The sequence below is a fragment of the Streptomyces sp. NPDC059009 genome (genome assembly GCF_042740175.1).
Lineage (GTDB): Bacteria > Actinomycetota > Actinomycetes > Streptomycetales > Streptomycetaceae > Streptomyces.
The window spans coordinates 137,367-152,666 of record NZ_JBHYJB010000017.1; the positions used below are offsets into that span (position 1 = coordinate 137,367).

Genomic DNA, 15,300 nt, shown 5'->3' on the forward strand with positions numbered 1-15,300 from the left:
CTGGTGAGCGGGCTGTGGTGCGTCGAGATGCAAGGCGGAGGAGGGCGACAACGCCGCAGATCGGCGTGGAACAGCCCGCGACCGCGGCAAGATCCGCCGGACAGGCCCTAGGGCACCGTGACGCCGTCGGGCCAGTGCGCAGCCCTGCTGCGCCCGATGACGGCGGATCCGAAGGCGTCGGCCTCAAAAGGGTTTGTCCGGCGGGGGTTCGAAGTGCGTGGCCAGGACCGCCGCCTGGATGCGCCGGGTCACGCCGAGCTTGCTGAGCAGCCGCCCGACATCGGTCTTGACCGTCTCCTCGGGCAGGTCGAGCCGCCTGCCGATCTGCCGGTTGGTCAGCCCGCGGCCGATCAGCCGCAGGATCTCGCGCTCCCGCCGGGTGAGCCCGGCGAGCGGGTCGTCCGGGTCGGGAGCGCTCCCATTTCCGGTCGTGCGCAGACTGCCCATCAGCCGCGACGCCGACGCCGGGTCGAGCAGCGACCGGCCCCCCGCCACCGTGCGCACCGCCGTGACCAGGTCGGCGCCCTTGATCTGCTTCAGCACATACCCGGCCGCGCCCGCCATGATCGCGTCGAGCAGGGCGTCGTCGTCATCGAAGGACGTGAGCATCACACACGCCAACTCCGGCATGAGCGAACGCAGGTCGCGACAGAGCGTGACGCCGTCCGTGTCCGTGAGCCGCACGTCGAGCACCGCGACGTCGGGCCGCAGCGCGGGACCGCGGATCAGCGCCTGGCCCCCCGTCGACGCCTCGCCGACGATCTCGATGTCCGGTTCGGCGTCGAACAGGTCGCGCACCCCCCGGCGCACCACCTCATGGTCGTCCAGGAGGAACACTCTGATGGGCGCCTGTGTCGAGGCGCCGCGTTGGCCTGACATGCGGGCCTCCACGCCACTCGTCCTGCCGGAGATCGTGCGGGGTCGGGGCCGGCGGACACCAGGGGCCGAACGGCCCCCGTCGATGCGGGGGCCGTCGCCCGTGTCAGCCGGCGCGCAGGGTTTCGGCGTCGCCGGACGGCTCGTACACATCGAGCAGCAGCGAACGGGTCGCGGCCAGGCGGTGGCAGAGGACCTTGCCGACCCAGCGCCACACCTCCATGCCCAGATCCCGGTCGTCCTGGCACATCAGGCGGACCGCCATCGCGTCGAACTCATGGGCGCGCACCGGCGTGAGAGCTTCCGCGCCGAGCCGCCACACATAGGGGCTGAACAGCCAGGACCAGCCGACCAGTTCGTCCGCGCCGACGGTCTCCAGGACCGGGGCCCGACGGCCGGGCATCCGCATGTCCAGGGCCACCGTTCCCGACTTGAGCACCCAGAAACGGTCGGCACGGCACCCCTCCTCGAACAGTCGGGTGCCGGGCGTGAACGCGGCGTCCCGGGCGAAGCGCAGCAGCCGCGCGCGGTGGCGAGCGGGCAGGCCCTGCGTCAGGGTGACGGTGCTGATCATCCCGTTACCTCCTTGTCCCCCGAATGCGCGACGGCTGTCAGGAATGTCCCCCTCCGGCATTCCTGACAGCCGCGCGCCGCCCGCCGGTGTGGGCTTACCCCACCTTCTGCCGCGGGCCCCGGAGGTGGCAGGGGCCGAGCGGCCCTGTTCCCGGTCGAACGGCCCTCGCGGTGGGCCGGTCGGCCCGGCGCACCCGGGCCGGACGGGGCGGATACCGGCCAGCGCCCGCCGCGGGCCGCGTCCCGCGCGGCCCGTGAACGGAGCGCGAGCGGCACATCACCACGGTCGTTTTCGGCCCGATGCCGTACGCCGTGGAGTCGCCGAACATCTGCGGGGGCAGGGCTCAACTCGCCGGGTACCCGCGGTACATGGGCCGCCACATGACGGCCCCGGGACCGGCGTGAGGGGTGATGTGCCGTGACCGACACCGATGCCGGGCGAGCGGGGGGCGGGGCCGTGGCGGGACTCGCGCAGGGCTACGAGAGGGACGGCTTCGTCTTCCTGCCGTCGCTGCTCCCGGTCGGTCTGCTGCGCCGCCTGCGCGGCGAGTTGCCGCGCGTGCTCGCCGAGGACGGCCCGCAGCGCTTCTACGAGGACGACGGCCGCACCGTGCGCGCCGTGTACGGGCTGCACCGCAAGGACGGACCCTGGCGGGAGGCGGCGGAGAACTCCGTGCTCACCGCCGTCGCGCGGCTGCTGCTCGACGAGGACATGTACGTCTTCCAGTGGAAGCTCAACCCCAAGGCGGCCAGGACCGGCGACCGCTGGCAGTGGCACCGCGACTTCGACTTCTGGCGCGAGCGGGACGGCATGGCCCGCCCCGACGTCCTGACGGCCGCGCTGTTCCTCGACGACGTGACGTACGAGAACGGGCCGTTGCGCCTGGTGCCGGGCAGCCACGCCGTGACCAGCGAGCAGGAGCGGCGGCTCGCGACCACGGGGCAGGGGGCGGGGCGCGAGCCGGCGGACGGGCGGGGCTGGTCGGGCATGGTCTCCGCCCGCCTCACCTACGCGCTGCCCGAGGGGGCCCGCGCCCAAGTCACCGACGCCCGCGGCACGTTCACGGCCACCGGCCCCGCGGGCAGCGTGGTCCTCTTCCACGGCAACATCGTCCACGGCTCGTCCCCCAACACCTCGGCGGCCACCCGCAACCTCGCCCTCATCACGTACAACACCATCCGCAACGCGCCCGCCCACGGGCCGGGCAGCAGGCCCGAGTTCTTCTGCAACCGCGTACCGGCGCCGCTGCCCGATCTGCGGGACATGCACGGTTTCGCGGCGCGGTGACGGCAGGGCCCGGCACGGTCGTGCCCGCACGGCACGGGGCGCCGGGCCCGTAAGGGAAAACGGAGGAGGGCCGAACGGCCCCCTTCCGGGGCCCTTCGTCCCCTGCTGCCGAGCCGTGCGCCGGAGCACTGTAGGAGCAGTCCGCGAGGCCCGCGGACGGAGCGTCTCCTCTCCCGCGGAGGCGGTTCGTCCCGTGACCGCCTCTCGTTTCCGTTCCTGTGACGGGTGCCCAGCGAGAGGCGGACCTTCCTCGTGGCGGCGCCGGGCACGAGGTTCTCTGCGAGACCTCAGGGGAGACCGGCGCGGCCGCTCAGGCGGCTCCTCCGAAGGGCAGGTCCGGTCCACCTGTCCGCGACGTCGGGGCTGTGGCGATGATCGGGGAGACGGCAGTCTCTCAAGGGGTTCCCGTCCCCGCCACGGCCCCGGCGCACAGCCGGGACCACCCCAACGGGCCGCCGTCGCCTATCGGTTGCCGATCCTCCGGTACGTGACCAGGACCGGCTCCTCGCCGAAGCGCAGCCGCTCCCCCGGACGGGCCGCCCGCTCCGCGCCGTCGAGGGTGCGCACCCGCCGGGCCCCCGCCCCGAGCGGCGCGGCCGCCGCGTCCTTCCCGCCCGACGCCGTCCACCGGATCGCGAACCGCTCCTGGCCGCGCTCGAAGCGGCACTCGTACGCGTCCCCCGGCAGCCGCACCTTCGCGCCGCGGCCGCAGTCCGTGACCGCCGCCCCGGCCAGCCAGTCCCGCAGCAGCCCGATGCGCCGCGCGGCCTCGGTCGGCGGGCCGACGGGGGTCTGCACCACGACGGGCACGGCCGTGCTGCCCCAGCTGTAGAAGTACATCCGCTCGACGTCGTAGAAGCGGCTGTAGAGCCCCGCGAGATAGAACCGGACCCCGTAGTCCGCCGCCCGGCGTGCGCCGAGCGGGCCGACGGTGGCGACGTCCTTGCCGGGGCCGGTGTTCCAGATCGGGATGCCGAGGTCCTTCTCGTAGAGGATCCTGCGGGCCCGGGCGGCGAGTTCGATGATCTCCTCGGGCGGGCCGTCCGCGCGGTGCGGGTGCAGCTTGAAGGCGGCGACGTCGCAGTGGCGGTAGCCCTCGGCGCGCATGAACGCCCGCAGGAAGTCCTGTCCCGCCGCCTCCCAGAGCCTGCCGATCGACGGACACACCACAGTGGCGTCCCGGTCGATGGTCTTGATGATGCCGGAGGCGTGCCGCACCATCGTGGCGAGCGTGCGCGGGCTGCCCGCGTAGTGCGAGGGCGAGGCGACGTTGTCCCACAACTCGTAGGCGTCGATGCGCCCCTTGAAGCGGGTGGCGACCTCCCGCACGAAGCGGTCCCAGTCGGCCAGCCGGCGCGGCGGCGAGGCCAGCGCGTCGCCGTACGCCGACCGGCGCCCGCCGGGCGCCGCCCAGCGCGGCGTCCCTCCGAAGGTGAACAGGACGGGGAGGCGGGCCTTGCGGGCGCCCGTCACCAGGTCCTCCATGTACGTCCACTTCGGGCGGCCGCGCTCGGGCTCCACGGTGGCCCACCGCGTGTCGCTCTCCCACAGCCGCACGGAGCCCACACCGAACCCGGGCATGGCACCGGTGTGGCTGTTCATGGTCATCCCGACGTAGGCGGCCGGGACCGGGATGGGATCGTCGGCCCAGTAGTCCGTGGCGTGCCCGGAGGCGGCGCCGTCCCCCTGGGAGTCGTGCGCGGCCTGGTACGCGACGGAGCCCGCGAGGGCGGCGACCACGAGGAGGAAGGCGACACCGGCCCCGAGCAGTCGCCGGGAGGGGCGGTCGCGTCGGGGCCGGGGAGGCGCGGGAGGAGGCACCGACTCCGTTACGGAAGTGGCGGGTTGGCCCTCCGGTTCCCCCGGGTCGTCCGGCGCCCCCGGACCGTCGTGCTGTGCGTCGGCTTCCCGCTGCGCGTCGGCTCTCGCCCAGGCCCGGTACAGCCGGTCGCGCTCCCGCTGGTCGGCTCCGCATGCCTGCGCCACCGCCTCGACGGTGCCGAAGCTGCCGGGCACGGTGAGGCCCAGGCAGTAGCGGTGCACCGACGAGCGGCTGAGTCCGGTCCGGCGGGCGAGCGCGGTGTAGCTGCGTCCGCTGCGCTCTTTCAACGCCTGTAACAGAACGGCCAGTTCATCGTCGTCCGACATGTTCGACCCCCCGAGTGTCGTCCCACTGCGCCTGAACGTAGCAGCTCACATCCGCTCGGCCGTCCCACCGTCCCAGCGGGACGCCGGACGTGTTGCCACCGCCGGTGGGCCGCGCCAAGGTCGTTGACGCCGGCGTTCGGGGGAGCGGCGGGCGAGAACCGGGGGAGAACGTGGTGCTGCGCGTGCATTTCGAGGCCGACGACCTGGCCCGTACGAAGGTCAGTGAGGGCCCCGATCCGCTCTGGGAGACGGTCCTGAGCCTGCACCGGCTGCAGGAGCGCGGGCCGGAACCGGCCCTGACGGCCTGGCGGCACCACGCCTCGCGGTACGGTCCGGGGCCGCTGCGCGTCCTGCTGCCGCTGGTCCCGCCGCGCGGCTACTTCCCGGACTTCCTGACGCCGTCCGCGGGCGCGGCGGGGCTCGGGCACGGCCTCGAGGCCGTCCTGTCGACGCCCCGGCGGCGGCTGCGCGCGGAGCTGCCCGCGCTCGCCGCCGGGGTCGGACTGCCGGGCTGGACCAGGGGTCTGGCCGACGGAGAGGTGCCCGCGCTGCGCCGCCTCGCGAGCGCCCTGCGCGCCTATCACGAGGCCGCCCTGCGCCCGTCCTGGTGGCGCGTCGCCGCCCGCGTCGAGGCGGAGCGCACGCTGCGGGCGCACACCCAGCTGTGGTCCGGCGCGGACGCCATGCTGAGCGGCTTCGGGCCCGCCATGCGCTGGCGCCCGCCGGTCCTGGAGGTGGACTATCCGTTCGACAAGGACGTCCACCTCGGCGGCCGCGGCCTGCTGCTCACGCCCTCGTACTTCTGCCGCCGCACCCCCGTGATGCTCGCGGATCCGGCGCTGCCGCCGGTGCTGGTCTACCCGGCTCCGCCCCTCGGCGCGACGCGCGTCAACTCCCCTTCCGGGGGCGCTGCTGCACGGCGCGAGGAGCAGCTCGCGCGACTGCTCGGGCACAGCAGGGCCGCGGCCCTCGAAGCCCTCGCCGAACACTGCGCGACGACCACGGAGCTGGCCCGGCGGGCGGGCCTGTCGGTCTCCTCGGCCAGCGAGCACGCGGCGGTGCTGCGTGAGGGCGGACTGATCTCCAGCGTCCGGGTGCGCAACTCCGTGCGGCACGCGGTGACTCCGCTGGGGGCGCGGCTGCTCTCGGGAGCGGAGCCGGGCCGTCAGCCGCCGCGCTGACCGTGGGCGACGACCAGGGGAACGGCCAGGAACAGCCGGTCCGCGCGGGCCCGTCGCTCCTGCTCGCCGATCCACTCCCGGCAGTCGTCCGGGTCGGCGAGCCCCGCCGCCCGCACCGCCTCGGCGACCCCGGTGAGCACGGGCAGCGCGGCCGCATCGGTGAACACGCCCAGATGGGCCTCCACGGCGACGTCCCGGAACCCCGCGTCGAGCAGGAGCGCGCGGTAACGGCGGGCGGTGCGCGGTCCTTTGACCAGGTCGGCGCGGGCGTGCACGAGGGCCCGGGTGAGGCCGGCGTCGTCCGCGTCGACGAGGAGGCCGTCCCAGTCCCGGCCGATGAGCACGGCTCGGCCGCCGGGCGCGAGGACGCGGCGTGCCTCGCGCACGACGGCGGCGGGGTCGGCGCAGTCATGCAGGACCTTGTCGGCGCGATACCCGCCGAACGAGCCGTCCTCGAAGGGGAGATGCAGTGCATCGCCGGTGCTGAAGGCGAGCCGGGGACGGCGCCGCCGTGCGATCGCGACCATGCGCTCATCGAGGTCGACGCCCTGCGCCCGCACGCCCCGCTCGGCGAGCTCCCCGACGGCACGCCCGCCCCGCAGCCCACATCCAGGACCGCCGAGTCCGGTCCCGCGCCCAGGAGTTCGTACGAGTGGTGGCGCAGCAGAGTCGCTTCGGGGGTCGTGTCGAGGGCGTCGAGGACGGAGACGAGCGCGTCCACGGCGGCGGCGCCCGGGCGGGCCGGGGTGTCGCTGCCGGTGTGGGTGCCGGTCCTGTTGTGCGGTGTGTCGACCATGCCGGTGAGCCTGCGACTTAATGCCGACATGAAGTCAAGGGAGACCGCGCGAGACGCTCAACGAGCGTACCCGGGCGGTGAGTTGGCCCTTCCCATCGGTGCGCTGGCGGAGCGCTTCGGGCTCGCCACCCACGTACTGCGGCACTGGGAGGCGATGGGCCTGCTCACGCCGGGGCGGGACGCGGCGGGGCGGCGCCGGTACGGGGCCGCGCACCTGACACGGGTCGCCGTCATCCTGCGCGGCAAGGAGGCCGGGCTCGGCCTGCCCGCGCTGCGCGAACTGCTCGCCACCACGGACCCGGAGGCCAGGCGCACCGTCCTCCGCCGGGAACAGGCGGCCCTGCGGCGGCGCATCGCGGCGGCCCGGGCGTCGCTCGACCTGATCGACTGCGCCCTGGACTGCGACCACGAGGACCTCGACACCTTGCCCGCACTTCCGGCGTGTTCTCGCGGACCGCGTCCCGGACGGGGCCCCGCTGTCCTGAGCGGCGGGGCTCCGCTGTCCTGAGCGAACGGGGTTCCGCCGTCGTGAGCGGCGGGTTCCGCTGTCCTGCGTGCTGAAGCACTGAGTACTCCTACTCAGGTCCGGCCCGCCGAGCGTCGGCGATACTCACCGCATGACTCCGCGCACGCACCCGCACCCCCGCATACGAAGACACACCGCCCTGGCCGCGCTCGTGGCGCTGCCCCTCGCCCTGGCCGTCACGGGCTGCGGCGACGAGCACCGGGACGCGGCGGGCGGCGACCGGAGCGCCGGGGCGTCGGCGGCTCCCGGGGCCCGTACGCCGGAGCGGGCCGGAACCGACGCGACCGACGCCCCCTGCCCCGGCGAGCCGGCGTCGCCCACGCCGAGCCCCACGCGCCCGACCGCGGACACCCCCGACACCCCCGGCGACATGCCGCCCAACTACGCCGACAACCACGCCTACCGCTCGACGGTGCAGCTCAAGGGCGAGAGCCGCTGCACGGGGCTCGCCGAGTCCGCGCGGATCCGCGGCGCCCTCGCGCCCCTCGCCCAGACCCGGGAGGCGACCCAGGAGCAGGTGCGGGCCGCGCTGAAGAAGCTCGGCTACCGGGCGTCCGCGATCACCACCGGCGGCTTCGGCGAGGGCCGGGTCAGCTATGTCGTCGACCTGTCCCCGGTCTGCCTGGAGGGCTCCGTGGACGGCGCGGTCGGCACCGGGGTCACTGTCGAGGCGCACGGCGTCTATGTCGAGGGCACGGGGTGCGAGGAGCCGCGGGGCGGGCACTGAGGACGGGTGTTTCGGCTGGCTGACGGTGGCTTCAGGGGCCGACGGTGTCGGCCGGCGCCGCCTCCAGCTCCCTCTTCATCGCCGCCAGCGTCGTCCGCATCGTGCGTTCGTTGTGATCCGCCCGCGGCCCCGTGCGCCCGAGCCGCTCGTACGCCCGGCCGAGCAGCGTCCCGAAAGGCCCCACGCGCAGGTCGTGCCAGGTCTGCTCGACGCGGGTGCCGTGCTCGGTCGGGGTGAACGTGAACGTCCAACGGGACACGGGGAGCAGGGAGTTGACCTCCCAGGCGAGGGTGTGGCCGGGGCGGGCGCGGGTGATGGTGCAGCGGGTGGTCCAGCGGCCGTGCTCGGTGCGGTTGGTGCCGGTGAAGCGGGCGCCTGCCACGGCCCGGGTGGCGCCGCCGAGCCAGGTGCCGCCCGTGCACTCGGGGCTCCACTCACCCATGCGCGTCACATCGGCGACCGCCGCCCAGGCCGCCTGTGGGGTGACGCCGTCGATGTCCGTGCGCACCGTGACCGTGCGCCGGGGCGCGGCCGCGGCGGGCGTGGGGGAGTGCGGGGAGTCGGTGGGGCGGGCCAGGACGACCGTGCCGTGGGCGGGGACCAGCGTGACGTGGTGGGTGCGAGGGCTCTCCGGGGCCGGGTCGGGGACGGTCAGATCCGTGCGGGTCAGCACCTCACGGATGATCACCTTCATCTCCAGCAGGGCCAGTTGGGCGCCCACGCAGTAGCGGCGCCCGCCCCCGAACGGCATCCATGCCCGCCCGGCCCGCGCCGCCTCCGCACCGAGGAACCGCTCCGGGCGGAACGCGTCGGGGTCGGGGTAGGCCGTCGGGTCGCGGTGGACGAGGGAGATGAGCGGTCCCGCGTACCAGCCCGCGGGGACCTCGTAGCGGCCGAGCTTCAGCGGGGCGTCGAGGAGGCGCGGCGCGTCGTACACGACGGGGCGGGCGCGGAGGACCTCCTTCACCACGGCCTCCAAGTAGCGCTCCTCCGCGCCGCGTTCGAGCTCGGCGCGGAGCTTGGCGAGGACGTCCGGGCTGCGCAGGAGCCGCTCGAAGGCCCAGGCGAGACCGGTGGCGGTGGTCTCGTGCCCGGCCTCCAGGAGGGTGATCAGTTCGTCGCGTAGCTCCTGGTCGCTGAGCGGGCGGCTGCTCTCGTCGCGCGTCTCGATCAGCCGGGACAGGACGTCGGTGGCGCCGGGCACGGGGTGTGCGCGGCGGCGCCCGATCTCCTCGTAGAGAAGCGCGTCCACGGAGTCGCGCAGCCGCATGAAGCGCGTCGTCGGCAGGAAGCCGAGGCGGAGCGGCAGCGGGGACTCGCGCAGCCAGGCGCCGATCCGTGGCGGCGTCATGAGCAGCGCCGCCGAGCCGCCGACCCGCACCAGCTCGGGGATCAGGGTCCGCAGCCGGGCCAGCCGGTCGGTGTCGCGGATGCCGAAGACGAGGCGGAGGATGACCTCCAGGGTGATGTGCTGCATCGCGTCGCGCAGCACGAACGGCCGCCCGCGCGGCCAGCGTTCGATCTCGGCGGCCGCGATCCGGGCGATCTCGTCGCGGTACCGCGCGACGGCCCTGCCGTGCAGCGGCGGGCTCAGCAGCCGCCGGTGCCGCCACCACGGATCGCCGTCCAGGCTGAGCAGCGAGCCCTTGCCGACGAGCGGCTCCAGGACCCGCCGCCGCACCTCACCGGCCCGCCCGGTCCCCGCGTCCACGGAGTACACCCGCTCCGCCAACTCGGCGCTCGCGACCATCACTTCGGGCGGGAAGCCGAGCAGCCGCACGGTGAAGGCCGGACCGTACCGGCGCCGCGCGGACCGGGTGGCGGCGCCCGGCGCGGCCAGGAACATCAGGGTCTGCAGCAGTGCGGGCAGCGGGGAGCCCGGGGGCGGCGGAGAGCCCGAAGGCGGCGGGGAGCCCGGGGGCGGCGGAGAGCCCGAAGGCGGCGGGGCGGGCGGCATCGGCACGCTCCTCATCGACGAGGTCGGTCGGGGCCCAGGGCCCGGCCCGTGGCTGCGGGGCGGCCCTGCCTCTCGTAACGGTCCTGTCTCTCGTGCGGTCCTGTCTCTCGTAGGTCCTGCCTCTCGTACGGTACGGAGGCGCACCGGGCGTGTATAGCGCGCCAAGCGCCCCTGCGCCCGCCCAGGATTCACCCGCTCCTGCCCAGGATCCCCCGCTCCCGCCCGGGGTTGCCCGCGCCCGCCGCACGATCCCTCAGTCGTCGAGCAGCCGCCACGCGGTGAGCGCGAGCCGCGCCCGGAGCAGGCCGTCCGGCTCGGTGAGCTCGAAGTCCAGGGCCCTTCCCAGCTGTTCGAGGCGGCGGACGACGCTGCTGTGGTGGAGATGCAGCAGGTCGGCGGTGCGGCGGAGCGAGCCCGCGGCGCAGTACGCCTCCAGGGGCGTGAGGCGGTGACGCCGGGCGCGGTGCCTCAGGCGTGCCCGGCGAGCAGCGCCGCCACCTCGTCCCGGTGCGGGGACGAGCCCTGCGCGCCGGTCCGCGTCGTGCTGATGGCCGCCGCCGCGGACGCCCAACGCGCCGCCTGCTCCAGGGAGTTGCCCTCGGCCAGGGCCACCGCGAGGGCGCCGCAGAAGGCGTCGCCCGCGCCCGTCGTGTCCGTGGGGCGGACCGGGAAGGCCGGGATGTGCAGGCTCGCCGAGCCCTCCAGGAGGAGGACGCCGTCGCCGCCGAGCGTCACCAGGACGGCGTCCGCGCCGGAGAGCTTGCGGGCCGCCGCGGTGACCTCGTCGATGGTCTCGGGCTCCGCCGAGCCGGTGAGGGCGGCGAGTTCGGTGCGGTTGGGGATGAGCAGGTCGACGTGGGCCGGGGGCACGGCGCCGGTGACGGCGGGGGCCGGGTTGTAGAGGACCATGCCGCCCGCGAGCCGGGCCGCCGCGTGGTTGGCGGCGTCCGGCACCTCCTGCTGGAGCACGGTGACCCGGGCCGTGCGCAGCGCCTCCGCGGCCGCCTCGCAATCGGCCGCCGTCAGACGGGAGTTGGCGCCCGGGCTGACGATGATGGAGTTCTCGCCGCTCAGGTTGACCGCGATCAGCGCGCGCCCGGTGGGCACGTCCCGCGTGCGCAGCAGGTGTGTGGTGTCCACGCCCTGGCCGCGGGCCGACTCCACGAGGACGTCCGCCGCGTCGTCGTCGCCCACACGCCCCACCAGGGTGACGGCGCCGCCGAGCCGGGCCGCCGCCACGGCCTGGTTGGCGCCCTTGCCGCCGGAGTGCTGCGCGATGTCGCCGCCGAGCACCGTCTCACCGGGCACGGGGTGGTGGGGGACGGGCGCGACCAGGTCCAGATTGAGGCTTCCTACGACCGTAATCACTCTGCTGCTTCTTCCTTTGAGTCCTGCGAGGTCCGAGAGTTGGCGAGGGGCGCCGGAGCCTCCGGCGCGTCCGGCGCCGCCGCGTGCCGGGGCGCGCTGGAACCCCGTACGACAAGTTCGGGAGCCAGCCGTATCGCCCGCTGCGCCGGTGTGCCGCCCTCCCCGGCCAGCCGCCGGTCGAGCAACCGGGCGGCCTCTGCGGCGAGTTCGGCCACGGGCTGGCGGACCGTGGTGAGACCGGGGGCCGCGAGGCCCGCGAGCGGGATGTCGTCGAAGCCTGTGACGGCGATGTCGTGGGGGACCCGGGCGCCGAGCTCGTGCAGCCGCTGCAGCGCGCCCGCCGCGATGAGGTCGTTGGCGCAGACGACGGCGTCGGGCCGGTGGTGCCACACCGCGTCGACGGCGGCCCGGCCCCACTCCACGGAGAAGTCCCCGAGCACGATGCGGCCCGGCGCCTGCGGGTCGAGCGCGCCCGCGCCCGCCTCGTACGCGGACCGGCGCTCGGCGGCCGCCGACGCGGTCCCGGCGGCGCCGAGGAAACAGACCCGGCGGCGACCGGCCGCGGCGAGGTGGTCGAGGACGAGGGCCATGCCGGCCGCGTTGTCGACGGCGACGGAGTCGGCGATGCCCGGGCCGCAGCCGCGGTCCATCAGGACCAGCGGCACCCGGGCCGCAGCCAGGGCCACCGCCTCGCGGCTGCGGCGCGCGTCGGCCGGGATGACCAGAAGCGCGTCGACCTGGCGGCCGAGCAGATCGGCGAGGTGCTCGGCCTCGGCGGCCGGGTCGTCGTCGCAGTCGGCGAGCAGGACCGCGCGCCCGTCGGCGTGCAGGGCGTGTGTCAACTCCCGTACGAGAGCGGGGTAGAAGGGGTTGGTGATCTGCGGCAGGACCAGGCCGACCGTGCCGGTGGCCTTGGAGCGCAGGGCGCGGGCCGCGTGGTTGGGGCGGTAGCCGAGCCGCTCGGCCGCCGCGCGCACCCGCTCGGCGGTCTCGGAGCCGACGGGGCGGGTCCCGGCGAGCACCCGGGAGACCGTGGCGACCGAGCAGCCGGAGGCCAGGGCGACATCTCTGAGCGTTACGTCCGCCACGCGGTGGACACCCCTTCGGTAAGTTTCGGCAAACGTTATCAGCGGCTGTCGGGCTCGGCCAGGGTTGATTTCTCCCGCGGCCTTCTCCGCGTATCCGTACTGAACGGACAGAACTCGGGTCGCACTGTCCGGGTGTGCGGTGGACCATTGACATAATTCGCACCTGCGCACAGAGTCTCGGGAGAACGTTTTCCCGAGGGTGGCGCTGCCGCACAGCTGCATGACCGCACCACCGCACAGCCGCCCTGCCGAACAAAGAGGTTCCGCGATGCCCCGAAAGATCATTCTCGACTGCGACCCGGGCCATGACGACGCGATCGCCATGCTCCTGGCCCACGGAAACCCGGACGTCGAGCTGGTCGCCGTGACCACCGTGGTCGGCAACCAGACACTGGAGAAGGTCACCCGCAACGCCCTCTCCGTGGCGCGCATCGCGAACATCACCGGCGTCCCCTTCGCGGCGGGCTGCCCCCGGCCCCTCGTGCGCGAGGTCGAGACGGCCCCGGACATCCACGGCGAGAGCGGCATCGACGGCCCCGTGATGCCCGAGCCGACCCTCGGCCTCGACCCCCGGCACGCCGTCGACCTCATCATCGACACGGTCATGTCCCACGAGCCCGGCGAGATCACGATCGTCCCCACCGCCGGGCTCACCAACATCGCCCTCGCCGTCCGCAAGGAGCCGCGCATCGCCGAGCGGGTCCGCGAGGTCGTCCTCATGGGCGGCGGCTACCACGAGGGCAACTGGAGCCCGGTCGCCGAGTTCAACATCAAGATCGACCCCGAGGCCGCGCACATCGTCTTCAACGAGCGCTGGCCGGTCACCATGGTCGGCCTCGACCTCACCCACCAGGCCCTGGCCACCCCCGAGGTCACCGAGCGCATCGCGAAGGTCGGCACCGGACCGGCCGTCTTCGTGGGCGAACTGCTCGACTTCTTCGGCGCGATGTACCTGGAGAACCAGGGCTTCACGGCCCCGCCCGTGCACGACCCGTGCGCCGTCGCCTACGTCATCGACCCGTCCGTCATGACCGTGCGCAAGGCCCCCGTCGACATCGAGCTCACCGGCACGCTCACCCTCGGCATGACCGTCGCCGACTTCCGCGCGCCCGCCCCCGACGACTGCCGCACCCAGGTCGCCGTCAAGCTGGACCACCAGCGCTTCTGGGACCTCGTCGTGGACGCCCTCGTCCGGATCGGTGACGTGCGCCCGTGAACGCCTCCCTCGCCGACGCCCCCGCCCAGCGGACCGGCGGGCGCCCCACCCGCGTCTGGGTCCTGGTCACCGCGCTCCTCGCGGCCTGCTTCGCCTTCCAGCTGAACGCGAGCATGCTCAGCCCGGCCCTCAAGAACGTCGAGGACTCCCTCGGCGCCACCACCGCCGAAGTCGGCCTCACCCAGACCGCGTTCTTCACCTCGGCGGCGCTGTTCTCCCTCTTCCTGCCGCGCCTCGGCGACCTCGTCGGGCGCCGCAAGGTGCTCACCGGGATGCTCGCCCTGATGGTCGTCGGCTGCGTCGTCGCCGCGCTCGCGCAGAGCGTGCCGGTGCTGTTCGCGGGCCGCGTCATCCAGGGCGTGTCCGGGCCGACCGTGCCGCTCTGCCTGATCATGCTCCGCAACGAGGTGCACGAGCCGAAGAAGTACGGGACGCTGCTCGGCGTCATCACCGCCGTCAACGGCGGCATCGCGGGCGTCGACTCCATCGCGGGCGGCAAGCTCGCCGACAACTACGGCTTCCACTCGGTGTTCTGGGTCATGGCCGTCGTCGCCGCGCTCGCCACCGTCCTCGTCGCGACGCTCACCCGCGAGTCCGTCGCCGACGGCACCGCCGAGAGCGAGCGCCGCATGGACTGGCCCGGCGTCGCCCTCCTGGTCGTCTCCGTGGGCGCCGCTCTGATCGCCCTCAACGAGGCGGGCAAGCTCGGCAAGGCCAACTGGCCGCTCGTCGCGGGCCTGTTGGTGGTCGCCGCGCTCGCCTTCGCCCTGTTCTGGCGCACCGAGGACCGCAGCAGCCACCCGCTGGTCGCCACCCGCCACCTGCGCGAGCGCTCCACCTGGGCACTGCTCCTGACCACGGTGCTCACCATGACCGGTGTCTTCGCGGTCATGAACGGCATGATCCCCGCGTTCGCCCAGGACGCCGGGATCGGGTTCGGCATGAGCGCCGAGCAGTCCGCGTGGTGGACCCTCACCCCGTACGCCCTCGCGGGCCTCGCGATGGGCCCGCTCGCGGGCCGGCTCGCCGCCACCTACGGCTACGGCCGCATCCTGCGCCTGGGGCTCGTGGGCTCCGTCGCGACCGTGGTCCTGATGATCGTGATGCTGCACGGCGACTCCCGGGCGCTGCTGCTCGCCGCGTCGCTGCTGCTCGGCGTCACGTACGCGGGCATCGGCAACATCGTCCTCAACGGCCTCGGCATCGTGCTCTCCCCGCGCGACAACCCGGGCTTCCTGCCCGGCCTGAACGCGGGCGCCTTCAACCTGGGCGCGGGCCTCAGCTTCGCGCTCCTGTACGCGGTGCAGACGGCGGCCCAGCCCGCGGACAAGGCGTCGGTCGGGGGCTACTCGGCGGGCATGATCGCGGGCGGAGTCCTGCTCCTGATCGCCCTGCTCACGTCGTTCCTGATCCCCAAGCCCGTGGCGGCGGAGGCCGGGGACTGAGCGGCGTCCGGCGCCGAAGGGCGAGAGACGAGAGAGGGGCCCGCGTCGCCGCGGGCCCCTTTTCCGTATGCGCGCCCGCCCTTCCCTGTACGGGTTCCGTACGGGCGTTGC

At 74.4% G+C, this 15,300-nt stretch carries 14 protein-coding genes; 6 read left to right on the forward strand and 8 right to left on the reverse strand.

The window, feature by feature from the left end; translation table 11 throughout:
- Window positions 1-183: 183 nt before the first annotated feature.
- On the reverse strand, window positions 184-879 hold the full coding sequence (locus ACFWYM_RS19050) for a response regulator (protein ID WP_384837931.1): 696 nt from the start codon (window positions 877-879) through the stop codon (window positions 184-186).
- Between the two features lie 103 nt (window positions 880-982).
- Window positions 983-1,450: a cyclic nucleotide-binding domain-containing protein gene (locus tag ACFWYM_RS19055; protein WP_384837934.1), complete on the reverse strand. Its 468-nt coding sequence runs from the start codon at window positions 1,448-1,450 to the stop codon at window positions 983-985.
- Window positions 1,451-1,867: 417 nt separating this feature from the next.
- On the opposite strand from ACFWYM_RS19055, the gene ACFWYM_RS19060 reads away from it, so the two are divergent.
- A complete protein-coding gene (locus ACFWYM_RS19060; protein WP_384837937.1) occupies window positions 1,868-2,737 on the forward strand; it encodes a phytanoyl-CoA dioxygenase family protein in 870 nt (289 codons plus the stop codon).
- A 462-nt stretch (window positions 2,738-3,199) separates the two neighbouring features.
- Here ACFWYM_RS19060 and ACFWYM_RS19065 read toward each other — a convergent pair whose 3' ends face one another.
- Window positions 3,200-4,885 carry a helix-turn-helix domain-containing protein gene (locus ACFWYM_RS19065; RefSeq protein ID WP_384837940.1) on the reverse strand — a complete coding sequence of 562 codons (1,686 nt, stop codon included), beginning with the start codon at window positions 4,883-4,885 and terminating at the stop codon, window positions 3,200-3,202.
- Between the two features lie 173 nt (window positions 4,886-5,058).
- Between ACFWYM_RS19065 and ACFWYM_RS19070 the strand changes: the two genes are divergently transcribed.
- Window positions 5,059-6,066: a winged helix-turn-helix domain-containing protein gene (locus ACFWYM_RS19070; RefSeq protein ID WP_384837943.1), complete on the forward strand. Its 1,008-nt coding sequence runs from the start codon at window positions 5,059-5,061 to the stop codon at window positions 6,064-6,066.
- On the opposite strand, the gene ACFWYM_RS19075 is transcribed toward ACFWYM_RS19070, so the two are convergent.
- Entirely contained in the window at window positions 6,051-6,626 is a 576-nt protein-coding gene (locus tag ACFWYM_RS19075; RefSeq protein ID WP_384837946.1) for a methyltransferase domain-containing protein, read from the reverse strand. The genes ACFWYM_RS19070 and ACFWYM_RS19075 overlap by 16 nt on opposite strands.
- A gap of 318 nt (window positions 6,627-6,944) precedes the next feature.
- Here ACFWYM_RS19075 and ACFWYM_RS19080 point away from each other — a divergent pair, with 318 nt between their 5' ends.
- Together ACFWYM_RS19080 and ACFWYM_RS19085 are read left to right on the forward strand one after the other, a co-directional pair.
- Window positions 6,945-7,370, forward strand: a complete 426-nt coding sequence (locus ACFWYM_RS19080) for a MerR family transcriptional regulator (RefSeq protein ID WP_384837949.1) — start codon at window positions 6,945-6,947, stop codon at window positions 7,368-7,370.
- Between the two features lie 109 nt (window positions 7,371-7,479).
- Window positions 7,480-8,115, forward strand: coding sequence for a hypothetical protein (locus ACFWYM_RS19085; RefSeq protein WP_384837952.1), 636 nt, complete (start codon window positions 7,480-7,482; stop codon window positions 8,113-8,115).
- A gap of 31 nt (window positions 8,116-8,146) precedes the next feature.
- On the opposite strand, the gene ACFWYM_RS19090 is transcribed toward ACFWYM_RS19085, so the two are convergent.
- The 4 genes from ACFWYM_RS19090 to ACFWYM_RS19105 form a co-directional block, all read right to left on the reverse strand.
- The gene (locus tag ACFWYM_RS19090; RefSeq protein ID WP_384837955.1) at window positions 8,147-10,072 is read right to left on the reverse strand and encodes a cytochrome P450; all 1,926 of its coding nucleotides are present in this window, start codon (window positions 10,070-10,072) and stop codon (window positions 8,147-8,149) included.
- 253 nt (window positions 10,073-10,325) lie between these two features.
- Window positions 10,326-10,643, reverse strand: coding sequence for a helix-turn-helix domain-containing protein (locus ACFWYM_RS19095; protein WP_384837959.1), 318 nt, complete (start codon window positions 10,641-10,643; stop codon window positions 10,326-10,328).
- Window positions 10,541-11,440, reverse strand: a complete 900-nt coding sequence (rbsK, locus tag ACFWYM_RS19100) for a ribokinase (protein WP_384837962.1) — start codon at window positions 11,438-11,440, stop codon at window positions 10,541-10,543. Before rbsK ends, ACFWYM_RS19095 begins: the two co-directional genes overlap by 103 nt.
- A complete protein-coding gene (locus tag ACFWYM_RS19105) occupies window positions 11,437-12,528 on the reverse strand; it encodes a LacI family DNA-binding transcriptional regulator (RefSeq protein WP_384837965.1) in 1,092 nt (363 codons plus the stop codon). Before ACFWYM_RS19105 ends, rbsK begins: the two co-directional genes overlap by 4 nt.
- Window positions 12,529-12,796: 268 nt before the next feature.
- Here ACFWYM_RS19105 and ACFWYM_RS19110 point away from each other — a divergent pair, with 268 nt between their 5' ends.
- The gene (locus tag ACFWYM_RS19110) at window positions 12,797-13,744 is read left to right on the forward strand and encodes a nucleoside hydrolase (protein ID WP_384837968.1); all 948 of its coding nucleotides are present in this window, start codon (window positions 12,797-12,799) and stop codon (window positions 13,742-13,744) included.
- Window positions 13,741-15,189, forward strand: coding sequence for an MFS transporter (locus ACFWYM_RS19115; protein WP_384837971.1), 1,449 nt, complete (start codon window positions 13,741-13,743; stop codon window positions 15,187-15,189). The genes ACFWYM_RS19110 and ACFWYM_RS19115 overlap by 4 nt, the downstream gene beginning before the upstream one ends.
- Window positions 15,190-15,300: the final 111 nt, after the last annotated feature.